Consider the following 19,269-nt stretch of genomic DNA (forward strand, 5'->3'; position numbering starts at 1 on the left):
CATTCGAAGACGATCTCGTCAACCTTATTGCAACTGCATTTGGCCAGGGAGCCGTCATTGAAGGCACCTGGGACATCACGCTCCCTATCGCTGATGCCCCACGTTGGTCGGTTGCGATCGAGCGGCACGAAAGCGATGACGAGTCATCTTATGAACCGGAGTTCCTCGAGGAGTAACCAGTAGAAGAACCGCACAGTTTCTTTTCTAGTGCAATTTCTCAACAACAAAGGTTATGTGGGTGTTCCTTATACACCGTGGTGTACTCTGCTGAAGTCGCGACGTGAGACATGGTCGGTTAACAGCGTGTAGGTGCAGTACGCAGACATCATGAAGCCGCATACACAGACCCCACAGGACACAGAGACCGGTACACCGAACATTTCCAATACAGAGCTGTTTGCCGCCTTTGCAGCAGAACGGCGGCAGTATGCGCTTATTTATCTCGCTCAGAAACCAGCGGCGATCTACATCGGTGACCTTGCCGAATACATCTCGATCAAGGAGAACAACCCATCATACGATTGGTATCAGCGTATTCTCGTTGACCTTCACCACCGACACCTTCCATACCTGTGTGATGTTGGTCTCGTCCACTACGAGGAGGAAACTGAGCTCCTGGAACTAGCAGTCGATCGGGATGTAGTTTCCCCGTTCCTGGAACTCACTGTACACGCCGAATAAGTACTTACTGCGCTGGTGAGTGCAGTCAAGAACATCCCGGCGTCGTGATTTTCGATAAACTCGAGCGATTACGGGGACATCGTCCACGGTCTCGAAGCCAGCCTCCTCGAGTGCCTTGGCTATCGTTGGGCCGATGCCGTCGATGTCGGTAAGGTCCTCGGTCATGGTCAGTCGTCCTCGGTGTCCTCTTTCGACTTGCCGCCGTCAGTGAGCGTGACCGCGTTGAGAGCTCGCTTGACTTCGAAGTCCCACATCTTCCCGAGGACGGTGAACACGATCGCGGTCGTTCCGATGACGATCTCGTAACGCGCCGGATCGGCCCCGGTGAACATCGGTCCGAGGACGATCGCCGCCCAGACGATGAATAGGGCGAGCGTGCCAATCGTCCGTTCGAGTGTCTCGTCGTCAGGCATCAGCGTCCTCCCCAGGCAGATGAATTCGATTTTCGCGCGCTCCAGCGGATCGGACTTCTTTGGTTTCGTCGACATGGCATCTATCAGGCCTCGATCGGGTCGGCGATCTCCTCGATGACGTGGTTCAGGTCGAGATCGAACGCCACCATGACGACACCTGTCTCGACGTCCATCGTCTCGCCGCGGTAGTGATCGTGCCACTGGTCGGGACGCCACGACGTCGCCTCCTCGTGGGCGGTGATCATGGTGCCATCGTCGGTCTCGAACAGTCGGACGTGGACCTGCCGTGGACGAAGGAAGTGCGGCGCACCGTGGAACGGGGCGGGTCCCTCGTAGCGCGCCCAGCTGGCGACCTCCGGTCGACCGAGCCAGTCACGGGCGAAGCTCGCCAGCGGTTGGGGTTCGTAGCCGGCGTCGGCGAGGTCCTCGAGGACAGCTTCCGGTGACCGATGGACGATATCGACCACCTGGTTGGTGCCGATCTCGGTCTCGGCGTAGAGGTCCTCGTCGTGTCGTTGGAACAGTCGGTGCAAGAGCGGGATCGCGTGTCGCCGAAGCGGGCCCCAGAAACGAGCCCGATTGTTGAAGAGGTGCTCGCCGGCGTAGAGCCGACCGAGTACCAGGAGCGACACGATAGCGACGCCGCCGAGGTAGACGGCGTGGTCTGGGAGTGTTTCGATCATGGGTGGTGTATGAAAAACGGGTGCGCCGGGTCTCGTCCGAGAGGCTTTTTGCCGAATCCCGGCGCGGGTCGGGACGGACCGTGGGATCTCTAACAGTCGCGGTGTGCCAGCCGCCCCGAAGCGAGTGACAGCGGGAGCGAGAGCGATACTGATCCCCTTCAGCCCGGCGGGGCAGGGGCAACGCCGGGCCACATCGGGGACGTTATCGAGGTCGGACGTTCGCTCGGCCGGTCGAGATCGTCGTGCCGTCGGCGTCGACGACGATCTCCGAACGCGGCTCGCCCCAGGTGGGCGTCCATCGGACTTCGTCGACGACGCCCTGGACGGCGCGACCGGCGAAGCGGACCTCCACCGGCAGCCCCTCGTCGATCGGCTGGACCGTCATAGGACCACCGCCGATGCGAAGGCTTCGCGGGTCGACTCGCCCTCGAGGACGGCCTCGAACAGTCGCTCCCGATCGACGCGGACGTCGGTCTTCTCCTCAGCTCGGAGGGTATCGACAGCGAGTGTCAGGTAATGGGCAGTCGTGAATGGGAGCCGTTTGCGGAGTGTCTCCGACTCGTGCTTGTGATCAGTCTGCCCGCACCGGCAGATCGTGCCCGTCGGAACCGGTTCGTCAGCTCGAATCGACGACTCGAGCGGGTTCCGGAAGTCGCGGTAGGTGCCGACGTTGTAGGTATCGCCGTCGTACTCGAAGACGTAGACCGGATCGTGGCCGTCCTCGAAGTCGAGATCGGGGAGATCCGGCTCATCGTCATCGTCGTCCTGGACGACACTCGATTTCACGCCGAACTCGCCATGATCGGTGACGTGTTCCCAGCCGATCGCCGCATCGGTGATCGACTTCCCTGCGGAATTGCGTTCCGGGGGCTTTTCGATCTCCTTGAGCTGCCGGCCGCACGTCGAGCAGAAGCGGTGATCGTGCTCGAGCGTCTCGAAGAAGTCGCCTGCACGCTTCTCGCGGCGGTGTTCGGTGTGGCATTCCGGCGAACAGAACGAGCCCGCAGTGGCGGGGAGGATAAACTGATCGCCGCACTGTCCGCACTCGACGCTCTGGGGTGGGGTGGATGTGTGGACAGACATGGCTATGGGATCCCGGGCCGCTACCAACGACCCCAGGAGAAACGGGTTACTATTTGGTATGGTGACTATGGATCTTAAACCGTAAGAAAGTAGCAGGCTCTTCTACTTTATAGATGAGATAGTCTTACTTAAGAGACAGTTTTCCGGTCTACAATAGGATAGATACACCTACTCAGCACATGAAAAATGTGAATCAGAATTATCTTCATCCTTGGAGGGGTCAACTTGAGGAAGGAGGAAACGAACAACGTTTCCGCGAGGAGAATTTTTCTCGAAAATGAGTTCGCCTCCGAGTGAGTGGACACACCATTTCATTACCCACAAACCGACGCCGGACCCATGGTATGTGGTGCTTGCCATGACATCCTCGTTAAGAACGTTGATTTCGACATCTGAGATGGTTGGACCATTGTCAATAATACTAATTTCTCCCAACCCAGTATCCGAGTCTATGGCAGTTAGTACCTTGACGGATGGGATATCCTGATCGTTATGGACGATTGCATTGTCGACGGCGTGTTCGATAGCGTAGCGTAGGCCTTTATCGGCGTTTACGCAGATGTCGTCCTGAACGTTCACAGTCAGATCCACTTCTGAGTGGTCAACTTGAGTCTCTGTTACAATATTTTTCACAAGACCATTGATATTCGTGGGCGAGCGCTGTGTTGCGTCAGGTTCAGCAATATCCTCGATCTGCTGAACTGAGTTACTTAATGTCCCGATTTCCATTGAAATCTCCAAAATTGTCTCTACCTCCTCTTGTAGCGACTCTTCCTCAATAGCTTTTTTGAGGCGATCGGCATATCCTATGAGAACATTTGTTTCGTTTCGGAGGTTATGTCGGACAATTCGATTAAGAAGTCGCAATCGGCGTTCTCGTGCCTTATACTCGGTTATATCTCGAATTTCAGCGAGGACACACGTGGTTCCATCAATTGTGGTCTGGTTGAGACGAACACGAACCCATATCTGCTCCCCATTCGCTCGTTCAATCCGCCATTCAAATACCTGAGAATCACCTGCAGCAGCCGCCTGAATTCGGCGGACTGCCTTTTCTTGTGAAAATTTTTTCGAAACTGGAGTGTAATCTCCAATTTCCATTTTGAGTAGATTCTCTCGAGAATAGCCGTATAACTGCTGTACCCGTTCGTTTAGGTCTAAAAGTGCGCCTGTCTTTGGATCACGTAAGGTAATACCGATATCTAAATCATCGAATGCCGCCGGCAATGACACTTTCTGAGAACCAGCCATGAGTATTTCAAGTAAGAATAACTATAAAAAACCCCAATAAACAGAAAAAGAGTATTTCTACTAACAATGGTCAAGAAATATTGCTAAAGGTGATGTTAGAACACCTAATTTAGGCCAATAGATTTAACAAATGACAAAACGTATTGAGATCACTGGAGATATTTCATGAAAAGTTTCCCTCCACCGTCAGGTGGTCGTCAGGCCCTTGTTGAACACTTTCCAAATGGTGTCTTAGTGCTGTTTGATGCTGATCTCTGCTATCGTGTCGTTGGTCCGAAGACTCTTCCATTCACAGAAAGAAAAGCACAAGACATGGTCGGGAAACAGCTTTCTGAACTGTTTCCCGAAGAAACTGTTACCGAACTTAAACCGAAACTCCAAGCCACTATAAATGGTTCCCCACAATCGTTCGACATTAAATATATGGATCAAATTCATCACATTGAGACACGGCCAGTGGATATTGATGGTGAGCCATACGGCGTCTTAGTCACCCAGGAGGTAACTGACGTTCGCAAGATCACGAAAGAACTTAAGCAACAGAACGAACGCCTCGACCAATTTGCGAGTATGGTATCTCATGATCTTCGGAACCCGTTGGGGGTTGCATTAGGAGAACTTGAGGAGTATCGTGAGACGGGCGATGACGCTTACTTAGATGGAGTCAAGGGCGCACTGGAACGAATAGAAGACCTCATCGTAGATCTTACAGCACTTGCTCAGACCAGTCACCCCTCAAAAAGCTTCAAACCGGTCTCACTATCTACAGTCGCACAAGACGCTTGGAGAATGTTAGATACACGCACAGCGTCTCTCGAAACGCAGGACTGTACAATCAACGGTAACAGGAGCCAATTGCAAGCACTCTTCGAGAATTTATTCCGAAACGCAATCGGCCACGGTGGGGAGAACATAACTGTTCGTGTCGGGCCCATAGAAGACGGGTTCTACGTTGAGGATACCGGAGAGGGAATCCCACAAGAAAATCGAGAGCATGTGTTCGAGCACGGCTTCACATCGGGCTACAGCGGGAATGGAATTGGGCTTACAATCGTTAGTCGCATAGCCGCTGATCACGACCTCGATGTATCGCTTTCTGAAAGCCCAGAAGGAGGTGCTCGGTTCGAATTCAGTTAAAATATACTCCGCAGTTCAACCTCATCTAACTGATTTTATGGGATATTTTGAGCAGGGTCTTCAACTATTACTTACTGCAGATAAAGTACATGGTTTGACGAAGATCTTCTGGATTTGGGTAGCTGTCAATTGCGCCAATTTCCTCGAGATCTCGGAGAGCGTTATAGACCGTCCGTTGAGCGAGGAATGTCTCCTCGCAGAGCTCCTGTTGAGTGAGCTTCCCCTCGTACTCGAGGATCTTGTATACCAGCTTTGCTGTCGGCGGCAAGTCCTTGAGTTTCTGGGGTACTTGTTCAGGCATCGGACTCACCCCCTTCGCTTCGCGTAGAGTTTTCAGATTGTGAGACGGCGCGATCAGTATTCTGCTGTAGTGATTGGTGGGTGCATTCTGGCCGTTCAATATATCTTAGTGAAGACCAGACTGACTGATCAGGAACTCTTTGGATAAGTATGTATGAAACTAAAGGCGCGCGACGTGGGATCGCTATCTGTGATCGCTGCAAGAACTCTGTTATCGTCTGGATTAGCCCTGAACGAGGGCTCTCTCCAGTTGCAGGTTGCACAAAATGCAGTTGTGAAAACCCATGTTTCAGGCTGCTTAATAACCCCTCTGTAGACGGGGGCACTGATTGCCGGTAAGTTTCGCCTGAGTAGTGTGCGCTTTCGTCACTCATCGACCTCACCTCGTAGTCGGAGCTTCTGGACACGGTCGTTCGCCAGTCCGATAACTTCCTCTCGCGGATCGTCGACTCTCGAGAGGTTCGATTCGATCTTCTCGCGGAGTTTCCACCGGTCGTTGATCCCGATCCATGTGCGGCCCTCGTCGTCCTTGGTCTGGAACAGATCATCGTTTCGGCGAGCGGCGGTGAACGCTCGATGGATCTCCTCGATGCCGAAGCCGGCTTGGTTGAGTGTGCCGACCACTGATGGTTTGCTCGCGAGCGGTGGCTGCTTGTTCCCCGAGTTGTGATCGACGGCGCTGATGGCCCGCTCGTAGACCTCCTTCGAGCGCTTGCGGCGTTCTGCTTCGGTCTGGGTGGTGGATGATCGGGGCATCTACGTCACCCGCACCTCCTTGTTCGTTTTCGGCTCGTAGGCGTCGCCTTTCTTCTTCAGTTTCTTGATCTCGTGTTGTGCCTTCTCCTGCGATATCCCTTCCTCTTTGAGCTTCTCGAAGATGTCCTCGTAGGGGACGCCGCCAGCTTTGCCGGCCTGCATCTCCCGAATGACTGCCTGGACGGTCTTGATCCGCTCTCGCTGGGGCTGCGAGGTGTTCGATTCGACGATGTCGGCGTCGAACTCGCCGTCTTCGTTCATGCCGTAGTCCTGGAGGGACTCGCCGACCAGCCGCTTCGCACGTTGGATGTCTTCCTCTTCGATCCACTGCGAGAGACGAGCTCGAGCACTCGCCTCAGCGATACGATGCATGTCCTGGAGCTTCCGCAGCGTGATCGGGACCGGGGCGTCATCATCGTAGCCGTTGACGCCACGCATCCGGACGTACGCATCCCGGAGCTTATTCCGATCCTCCTCGGTCCGGAAGCGTGGATCGGGGAGTTGTCGAACGTAGGCGATGTACTTCCGGAGGAGGTCGTGGTCGATCACGCGATCGTCGTCATCGGCGACGGTGTTCTCTCCGGCCCGTTTCGCTTTCGCTGTCTCTTTCGTCTCGAGAACGTGGTCGGCCTTCTCTCGGTCCGTCTTTTCGTCCGGGATGTCCTGCAGTTTGAAGATGAGCGCGAACCGCGAGAGGAGCGTCTCGCCCAGGTCGATCTGCTCGCTGTCAGCGACGTAGTTGTCCCAGCGGTCGTGTTTCGGATTGCCGCCGGCGAACACCGACGTCTCGGCAGGGAGCGTCGTGTTGATCCCGGCCTTGTTGACGTCGACTTTCATGTCCGCCATCGCACCGTGCATCGAGTCCTGGACGTCGTCGCGAACCTTGTCGATCTCGTCGATCGAGGCGAGACCGTTGTTCGCCTGGACGAGTGCGCCGGCGTCGAGCGTCCACTCGCCGTCGGCCCAGTCGTCCTGTTTCGCCGTCGCCGTCATCCCGGCCTCGGTTGCTCCCTTGCCGTTCGCGAAGACCGACCGCGGAGCGATCAGCTTCGCCTCCCGGAGGAGCGTCGACTTCCCCGTCGAGGCGTCACCGATCAGCAGCATGTGGAAGACCCCGCGGACCTCACGGCCGTTGTCGAGCTCGACGGTCGCCCCGCCGATGAGCATCAGGAAGAGCCCCTCCTTGATGAGGTCGTACTTCTCGCCAGTGAGGTCAGGGGCGATACTGTCGAGGACGACCTCGAACAGCGGCCCGTACTCGCCGTTCGCGATCGCCTCGATCTGCCGTTTGTCTTCCTCGGTGATCTCGAGATCTTCGAAGTCCGTATCGCAGATCTCGATGTGGTGACCCTCGAGGTAGGGCTTGAACCGGTTGGTCTTCTTGTTGTTCGATCCATCCTGTTTCAGCTGCAGTCGACCGGTGACGTCGATGCGATCGCCGGGTTCGGCCTGATCGGTGAGGTCGTCCTCGAGGGCGACGTCGATCTTCGTCCCTTCACCACCGGCGGCTACTTCCGGCGGCTCGGCGAGTCGGAGCATCTGCGCGTCGACGAACTCCGACTGGTCGTAGTTGATATTGAACGGCCCCTGCCGTTCGCAGCCCTTGCACTCGTGAGGCTCCTGGAAGTCCTCGGCCGATCCGGATTGTGGGATACGATTGAGGGTGCTGCAGAGCTGGCACTCGAAGGCCGCTTCCTCGAGTTTCGGATCGACGTCGGTCGCCTTCTCGACCTGGCCTTCGACCGTGAGGTACGGCGACTTGTTGTGGCGCTCCGTCGGTGAGAACCACCCTGGGTAGAACGAGTCGGTCTCGTTCAGGTTCTTCACGCGGACGTGTGCCTGACCGAGTGAGACGTCGATCGGAAGGTCGTACAGCCGCAGCGCCTCTTCGGCGTAGCGCTGGAGCTGGTCCGGCTGGGCGAGGTAGTCGTCCGCGAGGTCGGGAGCATACTGGTAGAGATCCCCCCAGCCAACCTCGAGGGACCGTTGCTCGTTCGGGTAGTACTGGGCGAGCGTCCGGATCTCCTCGTCGTAGTAGTTCCGGAAGAACTCCTGGAAGTCATCCACGAGCTCTGAACCGCCGTCTTGAGCCGTCACAACGACCACCTCCGGGATCGGACCGTTGTTGCGGAGGTGTGTAGACTACACAACACCGAACGAGAGGTGTTGTGCTGTTCGAATGCGAGCGATGCGAGCGATGTCCGAGCGTACCTATGACTAATCGACATTTGCTTTCTTGAATTACTTCAGGGGATTTTCTCCCAGTTCAACCGTCCTTGTACTCAGAACGGTCCTGGCGGGGGCACCCCCCTGATGAGGTGTTGTGTAACCGCAACACCTCCGCAACAGGTGTTCACCCGGACAACACCCCCTCGTGGATCCGGACGCCGGCGACCGTCTCCGGGAGCTCGGTCGGCGACTTCACGATCAACCGCGTGTTCTTCGAACTCGATCGAGGCTCCTTCTGGAATCGGCAGAGATCACGATCGTCGACCAACTGCTCGGCCTTCTCCATCACGGCGTAGGTATTCGTCCGGTGGATCTTCTCCTCGGCCGCCTCGAGGACGTCCTGGATCCGACTCCCATCGTACTCTTCTCTCCCCACTGAGCTGGCCGTGACGTTCGCCGCGTGCTTGAGGACGATAGCTGCCTGGTGGTCTCGCTTCGCCGCACTCTTTCGAGCGACGTCCTGGTAGAATTCCGCTGCTCGATTCATCTTGTTAACCTGATCGCGGAGATCTACCACACGCTGACGGAGCTGCTCGTTCTCCTCCTCGAGGCCCTCGACGCGATCGACGGCACGTTGGGCAGCCTCGACGGGACCGCACTCGGTCGGGTCGATCTCGTCGCCGGCGAGCCCGTAGATGAGCTTCCGGAACGCGACGTCGTTGGCCGCATCCCCGTCGAGCGACTCGTCAGCATGGCGAGCGTCGGCGTAGTCGTCGGTCACCGCTGCTCACCTCCGTCGGGATCGTAGAGGATCTCGCCGGCACGCGCGATCCGGAAGTCCGGACCCGAGACGAGACCGCGAACGCGTTGCTTGAGTGTGTCGTCGGCGCGGATATCGGTGTGACGACGGTACAGCTTGTGGAGTCGGGTGATCTTGACCGGCTCCCCTGGCTCGAGGTGATCGATTACAGCCTCGTCGCGATCGTCATAGTTGACCGTCGAATCGGTCGAGTCTTCGAGTAACGCTTCGAGTTCCGCGACACGACCCTCGAGGTCTTCCACCCTCTCCTCGAGATCCTCAGACATGGCGGATCACCGGGTAGCCACCCGTACAGCCACCGCAGACGATCCGCTCCCCGTGCTTCGGGTGATCGATGGCGACGTCGGCCGGATCGGTGCAACCGAGCGCCCCGCAGGTCGGGCCGGATCCATCGTCAGTCTGGGCGCTCACGCGCAGACACCCCCTATCTGACCGCCAGATTGATGCGTCGGCCGGAAAATGTCGGAGTGACTACTTCCTATACACCGGTTTGCCGGTTTCTGTGGCAGACTCGGGATCCAAGAAGTAACTTCTATACCCCCGCGGTCTAACGCACCACATGAGCGTATGAGTCAGTCTTACAATCGCGGTCTCATCGAGGACTTCGGTCGCTGGAAGGAGTTCTCGGCCGGCATGTGGGCGTGGATCTTCCACAAGTTCACCGGATGGGTGCTAATCGGCTACCTGTTCACCCACATCGCCGTGCTGAGTACCTCTATCGGTGGCGCACAGGGCGAAACGACGATGGTCGACGGAGAAGCGGTTAACGTGTACACCGCGACGCTGCAGGGGCTCGAGGGCCTGTTTCTCGTCCGTCTGCTCGAGATCGGCCTGCTCGCGGTGGCCGTCTTCCACATTCTGAACGGCCTCCGCCTGCTGATGGTCGATCTCGGCGTCGGACTCGACTCCCAGGACAAGAGTTTCTACGCCTCGCTGGTACTGACGGGTGCGATCACCGTCGCCAGCGTCCCCACGTTCCTCACGGGGGTGTCGATCTAATGGCGGAACGGTATTCCTCCTTTACGCCCGGCGGCACCGGCTGGTTCCTCCAGCGGATCACGGCGGCGTTTCTCGTCGTCGTTCTCGCTTTCCACTTCTTCCTCCTACACTTCGTCAACCACGCGTACGAGGTAACCTTCTTGGGCACCGAGGCCCGAATGCAAAACATCGGCTACTTCCTCACGATGGTGCTGTTCCTGATCACCGCCGCGTTCCACGGCGTCAACGGCGTCTACAACGCGCTGGTCAATCAGGGCCTCGAGGGGGCCCAGAAGAAGGTCGTGCTGGCGGTGCTGGTCATCGCCGGCGTCGCGCTCGTCGCGCAGGGAATCTACGTCGCACTCGCAATGAGAGGGATGATCTAATATGAGCACGCAACAGGCCGAACCCGAGAGCCAGGAAGCACCGGAAGACCCGGAAATGAAAGGCGCGGAGTCGCCCCAGGAGCGGCGACTCGACGACAAAGACGACGGGATGGTCGACGACCACGCCGAAAAGGAGGCCGAACTCGAGGGGGAGACTGTCCTCATCAAGGTGTTCCGCTACGACCCCGAAGTCGAGGGGAAACAGGAACCCCGATTCGACGACTTCCACGTCCCCTTCGAGAAGGGGATGACCGTCCTCGACGCGGTCATGTACGCCCGCGACGAGTACGATTCGTCGCTAACGTTCCGACACTCCTGTCGGCAGGCCGTCTGTGGCTCCGACGCCTTCTTCGTCAACGGAAGGCAGCGACTGGGCTGCAAGACCCAGATCTCGGACCTCGAGCAGCCGGTTCGCATCGAGCCCCTTCCCCACCAGGAGGTCGTCAAGGATCTGGTCGTCGACATGGACCACTTCTACGACCAGATGCACACGGTCGAGCCGTACTTTCAGGACGACGACACGCCCGCGACCGACGACCTCGAAGAGCAGCGCCAGAGTCCGGAAAACCGCGAGAAGATCAAAATGTCCTCGCGGTGTATCTGGTGTGGCGCGTGCATGTCCTCGTGTAACATCGCGGCCGGCGACAACGAGTACCTGGGCCCCGCGGCGATCAACAAGGCCTACAAGTTCGCGATGGACGACCGCGAGGGCGAGCAAATCAAAGAGCATCGACTCCGCATTCTCGAACAGGAGCACGGCGTCTGGCGGTGCCAGACCCAGTTCTCCTGTACCGAGGTGTGTCCGAAGGATATCCCGCTCACCGAGCACATTCAGGAGCTCAAGCGGGAGGCAGTGAAGAAAAACCTGAAGTTCTGGTAACTATGTACGAACACGACGTCATCGTGGTCGGCGCAGGCGGCGCCGGCCTCCGAGCCGCGATCGCAGCGCACGAAGCGGGAGCCGACGTGGCGATGGTCTCGAAACTCCACCCCGTCCGCAGCCACACCGGCGCGGCGGAGGGCGGAATCAACGCCGCGCTTCAGGAGGGCGACGACTGGGAACTCCACGCCTACGACACGATGAAGGGGTCGGACTACCTCGGCGACGCGCCGGCGGTCGAGACCCTCGCGCAGGATGCCCCCGAGGAGACCATCAACCTCGAGCACTGGGGGATGCCGTTCTCCCGCGAAGACGACGGCCGGGTCTCCCAGCGACCGTTCGGTGGACTCTCGTATCCACGAACCACCTACGCCGGTGCCGAGACGGGGCATCACCTGCTGCACACGATGTACGAGCAGGTCGTCAAACGGGGCATCCAGGTCTACGACGAGTGGTACGTGATGGACCTCGCGACGACGGACGAACCGGATCCGAACGACCGCGAGTGTCACGGCGTCGTCGCCTACGACGTCCAGTCGGGCAAGATCGAGGGCTTCAAGGCCAGCGGCGGGGTCGTCCTCGCGACCGGCGGTCCCGGGCAGGCGTTCGATCACACCACCAACGCGGTCTCCTGTACCGGCGACGGCCACGCGATGGCCTATCGCGCCGGCGCACCGCTCGAGGACATGGAGTTCATCCAGTTCCACCCGACCTCGCTGCCCTCGACCGGCGTGCTCATCAGCGAGGGTGTCCGCGGCGAAGGCGGCATCCTCTACAACAGCGAAGGCGAGCGGTTCATGTTCGAGCACGGCTACGCGAACAACTCCGGCGAGCTCGCCTCGCGGGACGTCGTCGCCCGCGCCGAACTGACCGAGGTCAACGAGGGCCGCGGCGTCGACGACGAGTACGTCCACCTCGATATGCGCCACCTCGGCGAGGAACGTATCATGGACCGCCTGGAGAACATTCTGCACCTCGCGGAGGACTTCGAGGGAGTCGACGGGCTCGTCGAGCCGATGCCGGTCAAGCCCGGCCAGCACTACGCGATGGGCGGCATCGAGGTCGACGAGAACGGAGAGAGCTGCGTCAACGGCCTTTATGCCGCCGGCGAGTGCGCCTGCGTCTCCGTCCACGGCGGCAACCGACTGGGCGGGAACGCCCTGCCGGAACTGATCGTCTTCGGCAAGCGCGCCGGTCGCCACGCCGCTGGTGACGACCTCGGCGAGCCCGAGATCCGGACCGGCTACGGCGACGACGTCGAGGATGAAACCGACACCGAACTCCCGGTCGCTCCCGGCGAAGCGGGACTCGAGACGAGCGGAAGCGTCGCCGCAGATGGGGGCGTCACTGCCGACGCCGAGGGTATCCTCGAGCGGACCGTCGAATCGGCCCGCGAGCGCGTCGACCACCTGATGGAGAAAGACGACGGCGTCCAGCACGCCGAGATCCGCGCGAAACTCCAGAAAGCGATGACCGACTACGTCAACGTCTTCCGCACCGAAGAGGGCGTCAAGAAGGCGCTGAAGGTCATCCGCGAGTGTCGACAGGAGTACCAGGACGTCTACGTGGACGACCCGTCGCGGACGTTCAACACCGACCTCCAGCAGACCATCGAGACGCGCAACCTGATCGACGTCGCCGAGACGATCGCGCTCGGCGCGCTCGTGCGCAACGAGTTCCGCGGCGCTCACTGGCGACAGGAGAATCAGATCCGCGACGACGAGAACTGGCTCAAGCACACGCTCATCTCGTGGGACGATGGCGAACCCTCGATCTTCTACCGACCGGTCATCCTCGAGGGCGAGAACAAGACCTACGAGCCCAAAGAGCGCAGTTACTGACCGCGGCGTCGCTTTTATTTTCTCGGCGTGCGATCCGGCCGTCGTCTCGAGTAGAATTGTTTATACCCGTCCTGGCTAATGGCGAATCTATGGGTATCGTTCCGCTGCTCGGCATCGTCGCGTCTCTCGTCAGCGGCACCGTCCTGGCCGGACCGCTGCTTTTCGTGGCGGTCGTGTTCGCGCCCGCGGCGCTCCTGATGGTGCTGTGGGTTCTCATGCGGTTTTTCTTCAGCACCTGAGCGCGGCCGACGCTCGTCGCTCGATCGTTCGCTACAACCCCAGCTTCTCGAGGAGGTCGATGCCGATATCGGCGTATTCGATAGCTTTGTATCCGAGATAGATCCCGACGATGCCCATGATACCGGGGAGCTCCGGTGGGGCGGGGACCGGGATATTGAAAAACCGAAACACTGCCCCGGTCAACACTCCGGTCAGCAGCGCGAGGACGGTGAGTTGCGTCGACATTGAGTTCCCCATATCGCCGACCGCAAGTTATACTGTCGGACAGCAGCCCGCGATACGCCCGTAACCGTCCTGCTAACGGTTGTCACTGCTTCCCAGTCACGACAATCGCCTATACCCGAGAACGGCTGACCGAGCGGTCGACACCTAGTATCGCCGCGGGTTCGATGAATGACGTACACGGCATCGACAATGATAGCTGGCGTCTCGTCGTCGTGTTTTCGACAATCGTTGTAGGCAGAGTTTATTATCGTCGAAAGAGAGACGTGGAAGTATGACGCAGCCAGCAACGACTGACCTCGACGTCTCGGTACCGACCGATCTCGATTCGGCTCGAGCGAAACTCGTCTACCTGTATCTCGACGCGAGCGGCGGCGCGACCGCCGAAGACCTCTGTGACGACCTCGCGGTCACGAAGGGAACGGTTCTCTCGATTACCGGAACGCTTCGCGATCGCGGGCATCTCGAGCGAGCGGACGGACGATTCGAACTCGCCTGAAACAAGGAACCGGGCAAGTTGAGTGGCCGGGAGCGAGTTCCGAGCGTTGCGAGGAACTCGTGACCCGGGGGAGGGCAGGCCGTTTCCCGTTACTCACCGCGAGCGCCGAAGGCGCGAGCGGGCCGACGACTGATATGAGCGAGCAGCGCGAGCGAACGGAGGGAGGAGTGCTTTTGGTCCAGCTTTTGCCGAGGGACGCCGCGCTGTGTGACGGAGTCACCAGCGCGGCAGACTGCAGGGCAAAAGGTGGGTTTTAGAGCTCGATCCGCTCGACCAACTGCTCGTGATTCTCGTTCGTGTTGAGCGCGACGATCCGGATCTGATCCTCGAGACCGGAGTCCTCGAGTTTGGCCTTGAGCAGGTTGTCGACCTGGTAGACGCCGGCAGCGTTGGTCATCTCGATTTCGACCATGACGGGCGTGGTGTCGCCGGACTGGAGCGAGACGCGCTTGATCGCCTGGCTCGAGAGGGTGTTGATGCCGCGGCCACCGTACTCGTAGGGAATCCGGGAGCGGCCGCTCTCCATGTCGAGGGCGTCGGCGACGCGAATGACGCCCGCTTCGGTGGTCAGCGGCGTTTCCGCGGTGTGGTGACAGAGGATCGCGTGGAGGATCTCGCCTTTCATCCGAACGGTGTCGCCGACGTCGTAGAACTCGGGGAGGACTCGGTCGAGGATGTCCGCGGCCAGCGGGATCGAGTAGTAGGCGTGGCTGTCGCGGTGGACGACGTGGCCGACGTCGTGTATCGTCGCCGCGAGCGCGATGATGACCGATTCGTCCTCCTCGGCCAGCCCCTGCTGTCGCGCACCGTTGAAGTCGACGTCACCTGCCTTGAGCAGGTCGTAGAGGCACAGCGCCCGGTTGCGGACGATCTCGATGTGTTTCGAGCCGTGGTCGTTGTACTGCATCCGGTCGACCGCGTTGACGTTCTGGGCCTCGAGGTAGGCGGTGATCTCCTCGTCGTCGTCGATGAACTCGAGAACCGAGTTCAGTTTCTCGTCGGGAAAGTTGTGATCGCTGTCGGGAAAGTAGACGCGGCGGGAATCCTCGTCGACGGGGGAGTTGCTCATATCTGAACGTCGGTTGCAGGCTAAAAAAGCCCTGCGACAGTCGCGGATCGAACGGTTCTCGACGCAGGTTCTCGGTGCAGCGTCAGGACAGGTTCTCGACGGCGGCTTCGACCTCGTCGTAGTCGGGTTCGACGCCGGGGTCGTCGCTGACCCACGAGTAGGCGATTTCGCCGTCGGCGTCGACGACGAACACCGACCGCTTGGCGACGCCGTAGACGCCCAGATCGGCGAAGTCCATCGGAAGTCCGTAGTCGTCGATAATCTCCTTGTTATAGTCGCTGATGAGACCGAACTCGAGGCCGTTCTGCTCGCGGAACTCGTTGAGCGTGAACGGCGAATCCCGGCTGACGCCGTAGACGGTGGCGTCGAGATCGTTGAACGCGGCCAGACGGTCCTGGAACGTACACATCTCGGTCGTACAGACGCCGGTGAACGCGCCGGGGAAGAAGGCGAGAACGATCGGTGCCTCGTCCTCGAGGCGCTCGGAGAGCGTGAACTCCTCGATGTCGCCGTTTGCGAGCGGTGCGGTGAAGTCGGGTGCAGCATCGCCGGTCGTTACCATCGGTCGACAATACCGTACAAGCGGGAAAGACAGTTTCGTTCGCGGAACGGATGGAGATCGCGCTAGCGAAGTGAAATGAACCGGCGCATTTCCCCCGATCAGTGCGAAGCACTATCATTCCCGACGAATCTCGTCCTCACACGGACTGTCGCGGTGTCTTGTTTACCTAAGTGGTCCAAAAAGGTTATAATTGCCAGCGGGTAAGCCACGTATAGAGATGGTAGCCGAAATTGCACCGCTGTTCATCCCCGGCGGCATGGGGCCTCCGGAGCTCGCAATCATTCTCATCATCGCGGTCTTGCTCTTCGGGGCGAACAAGATCCCGAAGCTGGCACGATCGACCGGTGAGGCGATGGGTGAGTTCCAGAAGGGGCGCGAGAAGGTTGAAACGGAACTCGAAGAAATGCGTGACGGCAGCGGTAGCGGCAACGTCGACGAGGCCGACCGTACCGACGACGAGTTCGTCGACACGGAGCCCGTTACCTCTGAAGAGGAGACGGCCACCGACGCCGAAACCGAAACGGAAACCAACTAACGTTCTTTTCACGCCGGGGCGTGTGGCCTAGCGGAGAGGGCAGGAGGTTCCTAACCTTCTGATCGCGGGTTCGAATCCCGCCACGCCCGTCCTGCGACGAACGGACGTGAGGAGCGGACGGGCCCGGAGTTCGAACCCTGCAAGTCGCAGCGGTCGAGCGAAGCGAGCCGTTCGCGTGGTTCGAATCCCGCCACGCCCGTCTTCCAATCAGTCTCGAGGCCCAATGAGGCCGAAGTAGCGAACGCAGGTGACAGTCGCGAACGACTACAGCGGCCTCTCGAGAAGTTGACGCCGATACAGTCTCGCCCCATTCCAGCCCGTCGGTTACGTACTATCGTCCTAGACAATCGTTCCATGTGAACGACAGGCACGCGGAGTGGGCGACCGAAACTGCAAACGGAGAACCGCCGGTCGCAAGCGAGTTGTCAGTGCTCCGTCCGTCGCTCTCGATTCGGATCGCCAAAGCGAGTCAGTGGCTCGAGTTCCTCCTCGGGAACGTCTTCGAAGGCGGCTCGAGCGATGACGCGACGGTGGACCTCGTCCGCGCCGTCGACGATGCGGAACTGCCGGACCGATTCGTAGAAGTCCGACAGCGGGAGGTCCTTCCCGATCCCGTTCGCACCACAACACTGGACGGCCAGGTCGACGGCGTCCTGGGTGGCGTTCGCGGTGAATACTTTGCACATCGAGACGGGGACGCGAGCCTCGTCGCCGGCGGCGATCCGGTCGGCAGCGTCTCGGATTCCGGTTCGAGCCATGTGGAGTTCGGCCTCGGCGTCGGCGATTCGGTGGCGAAGCGACTGCTTGTCCGAGAGCGTGGAATCGAAGCCTTCGCGTTCGCTCGTGTAGGCCTTCGCGATGTCGAGGGCGCGCTGGGCCATACCGGAAAAACGCATACAGTGGGTCAATCGGGCCGGGCCGAGGCGTTCCTGAGCGTGGACGAACCCCTGATTCAGCTCGCCGAGCAGGTGTTCGTCGGGCACGCGAACGTTCTCGTAGCGGATTTCGGCGTGGGAAACCCCGTGACCGCCACCGCCCATGTGGGGAACGTCGCGGATCACGTCGACGCCGTCGGCGTCGGCCGGCACGAGAAAGAGCGAACAGCCCTCGTACGGGTGAGCATCCGGGTCGGTCCGCGCGAGGACAATCAGGACGTCAGCCTCGACGCCCTGCGTCGTCCACCACTTGTGGCCGTCGATGACCCACTCGTCGCCATCCCTTTCAGCCGTCGTCCGGATCATCTTCGGATCCGAACCGGCACCCTGCATCGGCTCGGTCATCGAGAAGCCGGACTTGATGTCGCCCGCGACCAGCGGTTCGAGGTAGGTTTCCTTCTGTAAGTCGTCGCCGGCCAGTTCGAGGAGGTGCATGTTCCCCTCGTCGGGCGCGTCGACGCGCATCGCGACCTGGCCGAGGAGGCTGCGGCCCGCTTCCTCGAACGCGGGCAGCGAATCGCGGAAGCTCAGTCCCATGCCGCCGTACTCTTCCGGAATCTGTGGGGCGTAGACATCGTACTCGCGAGCGGCCTCGCGCAGTTCCGCGATGGTGCCGCTCGAGACGGCCATCCCACCGGCCCGATCGCGTTCGATCGGCAGAACGACATCTTCCATCAAGGCGTGTGCACGTTCGGCGACCTCGCGCGCTCGGTCACTGTCATTGTATCGCATACTGGAGGTAGCCCCGGTTGAAAGCTAAGCGTTCGGAGAACTACCAGAGGGTCGCAACTGTCCCCGTGATTTTTGGTGGAAAACGAGATCGGCCGAACGTGATCGGTTCGAACGCGCAGCAGAGCGGACCCCTATCGCGCCGTCCAGCCGCCGTCGGCCGCGAGCACTGACCCGGTTACGTAACTCGCTGCCTCGCTCGCGAGGAAGACGACGGGACCGGCGATCTCTTCGGGTTCGGCGAACCGATCCAGCGGCGTGCGGTCGATGATCGACTGGCGTAGCCGATCGTTTTCCTCGAGTTCTTCGGTGAGTTCCGTCGAGACGTAGCCGGGCGCGACAGCATTAACCCTGACGTCGGGAGCCCAATCCAGCGACATGCTCTTCGTGAGCCCGACGAGCCCGTGTTTCGAGGCCACGTAGGGATGCTGGCGCGGCAGTCCGACCAGTCCGCCGACGCTCGCGACGTTGATCACGGAACCGCCGTCGCTTTCGAGGAGGTGGTCCGCTGCCGTTCGCGTCACTTCGTACGCACCGTTCAGGTTGACGTCCAGGACGCGATCGAGGGCCGCAGTATCGACGTCCTCCGGCCGCCCGAGCGCGTCATCGGGGTTGAAACCCGCGTTGTTGACCACGACATCGACGCCGCCGAACGCCTCGAGGGTTCGGTCGATGACGTCGGTCACGGCGTCGGCGTCCGTCACGTCTGCGGGCACGGCGAGTGCATCGCCGCCCGCGGCTTCGATTTCCGCGGCGACGGCCTCGATCTCGTCCGTCGAGCGCGCGCTCGGGACGACCGCCGCTCCCGCGTTCGCCAGTTCGACGGCGATCGCGCGGCCGATACCGCGTCCGCCGCCCGTTACCACCGCAACTCGTCCGTCGAGATCAAAGAGATCGTTCATCGATCCTCCATACCGTCGTCACTCACGTGAAGTTTTTCACGCAGGTGAGAGGGCGTATCGACCGTTCAATTACTTCTACGAGCCGATCCGGTCGAAGTGGAAGTGGCCGATACGGCGTTTTCCGCGATCGGCCCATATCGGTCCTCTATTGCCTGAAGCGTACCGTCGCAGCGTCTCTCTCTCACGACGAACTGACAA

General features: G+C 59.8%; 25 protein-coding genes and 1 tRNA gene. 9 read left to right on the forward strand and 17 right to left on the reverse strand.

From position 1 onward, the window contains the following. Nucleotides 1-621: 621 nt before the first annotated feature. From LDH74_RS01420 to LDH74_RS01445, 6 genes are all read right to left on the reverse strand, one after another. On the reverse strand, nucleotides 622-846 hold the full coding sequence (locus LDH74_RS01420) for a helix-hairpin-helix domain-containing protein (RefSeq protein WP_226042591.1): 225 nt from the start codon (nucleotides 844-846) through the stop codon (nucleotides 622-624). Between the two features lie 2 nt (nucleotides 847-848). Continuing rightward, nucleotides 849-1,094, reverse strand: coding sequence for a hypothetical protein (locus LDH74_RS01425; protein WP_226040858.1), 246 nt, complete (start codon nucleotides 1,092-1,094; stop codon nucleotides 849-851). 83 nt (nucleotides 1,095-1,177) lie between these two features. Then, nucleotides 1,178-1,777 (reverse strand): hypothetical protein, encoded by a 600-nt coding sequence (locus LDH74_RS01430; RefSeq protein WP_226040859.1) that lies wholly within the window; start codon nucleotides 1,775-1,777, stop codon nucleotides 1,178-1,180. A gap of 202 nt (nucleotides 1,778-1,979) precedes the next feature. After that, nucleotides 1,980-2,162, reverse strand: coding sequence for a hypothetical protein (locus tag LDH74_RS01435; protein WP_226040860.1), 183 nt, complete (start codon nucleotides 2,160-2,162; stop codon nucleotides 1,980-1,982). Further along, nucleotides 2,159-2,860, reverse strand: a complete 702-nt coding sequence (locus tag LDH74_RS01440) for a hypothetical protein (protein WP_226040861.1) — start codon at nucleotides 2,858-2,860, stop codon at nucleotides 2,159-2,161. The genes LDH74_RS01435 and LDH74_RS01440 overlap by 4 nt, the downstream gene beginning before the upstream one ends. Nucleotides 2,861-3,028: 168 nt before the next feature. Next, the gene (locus tag LDH74_RS01445; protein ID WP_226040862.1) at nucleotides 3,029-4,111 is read right to left on the reverse strand and encodes a PAS domain-containing sensor histidine kinase; all 1,083 of its coding nucleotides are present in this window, start codon (nucleotides 4,109-4,111) and stop codon (nucleotides 3,029-3,031) included. Nucleotides 4,112-4,276: 165 nt separating this feature from the next. On the opposite strand from LDH74_RS01445, the gene LDH74_RS01450 reads away from it, so the two are divergent. Continuing rightward, on the forward strand, nucleotides 4,277-5,248 hold the full coding sequence (locus tag LDH74_RS01450; protein WP_226040863.1) for an ATP-binding protein: 972 nt from the start codon (nucleotides 4,277-4,279) through the stop codon (nucleotides 5,246-5,248). A 67-nt stretch (nucleotides 5,249-5,315) separates the two neighbouring features. Here the strand turns inward: LDH74_RS01450 and LDH74_RS01455 are convergent, their stop codons facing one another. The 6 genes from LDH74_RS01455 to LDH74_RS01480 all read right to left on the reverse strand — a co-directional run bounded on the left by LDH74_RS01455 (nucleotide 5,316) and on the right by LDH74_RS01480 (nucleotide 9,704). Beyond that, nucleotides 5,316-5,549 carry a MarR family winged helix-turn-helix transcriptional regulator gene (locus tag LDH74_RS01455; protein ID WP_226040864.1) on the reverse strand — a complete coding sequence of 78 codons (234 nt, stop codon included), beginning with the start codon at nucleotides 5,547-5,549 and terminating at the stop codon, nucleotides 5,316-5,318. Between the two features lie 365 nt (nucleotides 5,550-5,914). Beyond that, the gene (locus tag LDH74_RS01460) at nucleotides 5,915-6,304 is read right to left on the reverse strand and encodes a hypothetical protein (protein ID WP_226040865.1); all 390 of its coding nucleotides are present in this window, start codon (nucleotides 6,302-6,304) and stop codon (nucleotides 5,915-5,917) included. Next, nucleotides 6,305-8,401 (reverse strand): minichromosome maintenance protein MCM, encoded by a 2,097-nt coding sequence (locus LDH74_RS01465; protein WP_226040866.1) that lies wholly within the window; start codon nucleotides 8,399-8,401, stop codon nucleotides 6,305-6,307. 256 nt (nucleotides 8,402-8,657) lie between these two features. Further along, complete coding sequence (locus LDH74_RS01470) at nucleotides 8,658-9,254, reverse strand: hypothetical protein (RefSeq protein WP_226040867.1); 597 nt, start codon at nucleotides 9,252-9,254, stop codon at nucleotides 8,658-8,660. Then, the gene (locus tag LDH74_RS01475) at nucleotides 9,251-9,559 is read right to left on the reverse strand and encodes a hypothetical protein (protein WP_226040868.1); all 309 of its coding nucleotides are present in this window, start codon (nucleotides 9,557-9,559) and stop codon (nucleotides 9,251-9,253) included. Before LDH74_RS01475 ends, LDH74_RS01470 begins: the two co-directional genes overlap by 4 nt. Next, nucleotides 9,552-9,704 carry a hypothetical protein gene (locus tag LDH74_RS01480; RefSeq protein ID WP_226040869.1) on the reverse strand — a complete coding sequence of 51 codons (153 nt, stop codon included), beginning with the start codon at nucleotides 9,702-9,704 and terminating at the stop codon, nucleotides 9,552-9,554. The genes LDH74_RS01475 and LDH74_RS01480 overlap by 8 nt, the downstream gene beginning before the upstream one ends. 156 nt (nucleotides 9,705-9,860) lie before the next feature. On the opposite strand from LDH74_RS01480, the gene sdhC reads away from it, so the two are divergent. The 5 genes from sdhC to LDH74_RS01505 all read left to right on the forward strand — a co-directional run bounded on the left by sdhC (nucleotide 9,861) and on the right by LDH74_RS01505 (nucleotide 13,617). Then, nucleotides 9,861-10,292 (forward strand): succinate dehydrogenase, cytochrome b556 subunit, encoded by a 432-nt coding sequence (gene sdhC / locus LDH74_RS01485; RefSeq protein ID WP_226040870.1) that lies wholly within the window; start codon nucleotides 9,861-9,863, stop codon nucleotides 10,290-10,292. Continuing rightward, nucleotides 10,292-10,657, forward strand: a complete 366-nt coding sequence (locus LDH74_RS01490) for a succinate dehydrogenase (protein ID WP_226040871.1) — start codon at nucleotides 10,292-10,294, stop codon at nucleotides 10,655-10,657. The genes sdhC and LDH74_RS01490 overlap by 1 nt, the downstream gene beginning before the upstream one ends. Before the next feature lies 1 nt (nucleotide 10,658). Continuing rightward, nucleotides 10,659-11,537 carry a succinate dehydrogenase/fumarate reductase iron-sulfur subunit gene (locus LDH74_RS01495; protein WP_226040872.1) on the forward strand — a complete coding sequence of 293 codons (879 nt, stop codon included), beginning with the start codon at nucleotides 10,659-10,661 and terminating at the stop codon, nucleotides 11,535-11,537. A gap of 2 nt (nucleotides 11,538-11,539) precedes the next feature. After that, entirely contained in the window at nucleotides 11,540-13,378 is a 1,839-nt protein-coding gene (locus LDH74_RS01500; RefSeq protein ID WP_226040873.1) for an FAD-binding protein, read from the forward strand. Between the two features lie 89 nt (nucleotides 13,379-13,467). Continuing rightward, nucleotides 13,468-13,617: a hypothetical protein gene (locus LDH74_RS01505; protein ID WP_226040874.1), complete on the forward strand. Its 150-nt coding sequence runs from the start codon at nucleotides 13,468-13,470 to the stop codon at nucleotides 13,615-13,617. A 31-nt stretch (nucleotides 13,618-13,648) separates the two neighbouring features. Here LDH74_RS01505 and LDH74_RS01510 read toward each other — a convergent pair whose 3' ends face one another. After that, entirely contained in the window at nucleotides 13,649-13,843 is a 195-nt protein-coding gene (locus tag LDH74_RS01510) for a DUF1427 family protein (RefSeq protein ID WP_226040875.1), read from the reverse strand. Nucleotides 13,844-14,114: 271 nt separating this feature from the next. On the opposite strand from LDH74_RS01510, the gene LDH74_RS01515 reads away from it, so the two are divergent. After that, complete coding sequence (locus LDH74_RS01515) at nucleotides 14,115-14,339, forward strand: helix-turn-helix domain-containing protein (RefSeq protein ID WP_226040876.1); 225 nt, start codon at nucleotides 14,115-14,117, stop codon at nucleotides 14,337-14,339. 253 nt (nucleotides 14,340-14,592) lie between these two features. Here LDH74_RS01515 and LDH74_RS01520 read toward each other — a convergent pair whose 3' ends face one another. Further along, complete coding sequence (locus LDH74_RS01520; protein ID WP_226040877.1) at nucleotides 14,593-15,408, reverse strand: HD domain-containing protein; 816 nt, start codon at nucleotides 15,406-15,408, stop codon at nucleotides 14,593-14,595. Nucleotides 15,409-15,490: 82 nt separating this feature from the next. Continuing rightward, nucleotides 15,491-15,970: a redoxin domain-containing protein gene (locus LDH74_RS01525; protein WP_226040878.1), complete on the reverse strand. Its 480-nt coding sequence runs from the start codon at nucleotides 15,968-15,970 to the stop codon at nucleotides 15,491-15,493. Nucleotides 15,971-16,187: 217 nt separating this feature from the next. Between LDH74_RS01525 and LDH74_RS01530 the strand changes: the two genes are divergently transcribed. Further along, nucleotides 16,188-16,505: a twin-arginine translocase TatA/TatE family subunit gene (locus LDH74_RS01530; protein ID WP_226040879.1), complete on the forward strand. Its 318-nt coding sequence runs from the start codon at nucleotides 16,188-16,190 to the stop codon at nucleotides 16,503-16,505. A gap of 16 nt (nucleotides 16,506-16,521) precedes the next feature. Continuing rightward, nucleotides 16,522-16,594, forward strand: a tRNA-Arg gene (locus LDH74_RS01535). Between the two features lie 336 nt (nucleotides 16,595-16,930). Here the strand turns inward: LDH74_RS01535 and LDH74_RS01540 are convergent. Then, nucleotides 16,931-18,172 (reverse strand): acyl-CoA dehydrogenase family protein, encoded by a 1,242-nt coding sequence (locus LDH74_RS01540; protein WP_226040880.1) that lies wholly within the window; start codon nucleotides 18,170-18,172, stop codon nucleotides 16,931-16,933. A 131-nt stretch (nucleotides 18,173-18,303) separates the two neighbouring features. Next, the gene (locus LDH74_RS01545) at nucleotides 18,304-19,071 is read right to left on the reverse strand and encodes a glucose 1-dehydrogenase (RefSeq protein ID WP_226040881.1); all 768 of its coding nucleotides are present in this window, start codon (nucleotides 19,069-19,071) and stop codon (nucleotides 18,304-18,306) included. Nucleotides 19,072-19,269 lie beyond the last annotated feature (198 nt).

Origin of the sequence: Natrinema sp. DC36 (assembly GCF_020405225.1) — an archaeon.
Taxonomy (GTDB): Archaea; Halobacteriota; Halobacteria; order Halobacteriales; family Natrialbaceae; genus Natrinema.

Bases quoted from the DNA above. Each gene is read 5' to 3' on its own strand.
- LDH74_RS01420 (WP_226042591.1), bottom strand. From the start codon at position 846: ATGACCGAGGACCTTACCGACATCGACGGCATCGGCCCAACGATAGCC.
- LDH74_RS01425 (WP_226040858.1), bottom strand. From the start codon at position 1,094: ATGCCTGACGACGAGACACTCGAACGGACGATTGGCACGCTCGCCCTA.
- LDH74_RS01430 (WP_226040859.1), bottom strand. From the start codon at position 1,777: ATGATCGAAACACTCCCAGACCACGCCGTCTACCTCGGCGGCGTCGCT.
- LDH74_RS01435 (WP_226040860.1), bottom strand. From the start codon at position 2,162: ATGACGGTCCAGCCGATCGACGAGGGGCTGCCGGTGGAGGTCCGCTTC.
- LDH74_RS01440 (WP_226040861.1), bottom strand. From the start codon at position 2,860: ATGTCTGTCCACACATCCACCCCACCCCAGAGCGTCGAGTGCGGACAG.
- LDH74_RS01445 (WP_226040862.1), bottom strand. From the start codon at position 4,111: ATGGCTGGTTCTCAGAAAGTGTCATTGCCGGCGGCATTCGATGATTTA.
- LDH74_RS01450 (WP_226040863.1), top strand. From the start codon at position 4,277: ATGAAAAGTTTCCCTCCACCGTCAGGTGGTCGTCAGGCCCTTGTTGAA.
- LDH74_RS01455 (WP_226040864.1), bottom strand. From the start codon at position 5,549: ATGCCTGAACAAGTACCCCAGAAACTCAAGGACTTGCCGCCGACAGCA.
- LDH74_RS01460 (WP_226040865.1), bottom strand. From the start codon at position 6,304: ATGCCCCGATCATCCACCACCCAGACCGAAGCAGAACGCCGCAAGCGC.
- LDH74_RS01475 (WP_226040868.1), bottom strand. From the start codon at position 9,559: ATGTCTGAGGATCTCGAGGAGAGGGTGGAAGACCTCGAGGGTCGTGTC.
- sdhC (WP_226040870.1), top strand. From the start codon at position 9,861: ATGAGTCAGTCTTACAATCGCGGTCTCATCGAGGACTTCGGTCGCTGG.
- LDH74_RS01490 (WP_226040871.1), top strand. From the start codon at position 10,292: ATGGCGGAACGGTATTCCTCCTTTACGCCCGGCGGCACCGGCTGGTTC.
- LDH74_RS01495 (WP_226040872.1), top strand. From the start codon at position 10,659: ATGAGCACGCAACAGGCCGAACCCGAGAGCCAGGAAGCACCGGAAGAC.
- LDH74_RS01500 (WP_226040873.1), top strand. From the start codon at position 11,540: ATGTACGAACACGACGTCATCGTGGTCGGCGCAGGCGGCGCCGGCCTC.
- LDH74_RS01505 (WP_226040874.1), top strand. From the start codon at position 13,468: ATGGGTATCGTTCCGCTGCTCGGCATCGTCGCGTCTCTCGTCAGCGGC.
- LDH74_RS01510 (WP_226040875.1), bottom strand. From the start codon at position 13,843: ATGTCGACGCAACTCACCGTCCTCGCGCTGCTGACCGGAGTGTTGACC.
- LDH74_RS01515 (WP_226040876.1), top strand. From the start codon at position 14,115: ATGACGCAGCCAGCAACGACTGACCTCGACGTCTCGGTACCGACCGAT.
- LDH74_RS01520 (WP_226040877.1), bottom strand. From the start codon at position 15,408: ATGAGCAACTCCCCCGTCGACGAGGATTCCCGCCGCGTCTACTTTCCC.
- LDH74_RS01525 (WP_226040878.1), bottom strand. From the start codon at position 15,970: ATGGTAACGACCGGCGATGCTGCACCCGACTTCACCGCACCGCTCGCA.
- LDH74_RS01530 (WP_226040879.1), top strand. From the start codon at position 16,188: ATGGTAGCCGAAATTGCACCGCTGTTCATCCCCGGCGGCATGGGGCCT.
- LDH74_RS01540 (WP_226040880.1), bottom strand. From the start codon at position 18,172: ATGCGATACAATGACAGTGACCGAGCGCGCGAGGTCGCCGAACGTGCA.
- LDH74_RS01545 (WP_226040881.1), bottom strand. From the start codon at position 19,071: ATGAACGATCTCTTTGATCTCGACGGACGAGTTGCGGTGGTAACGGGC.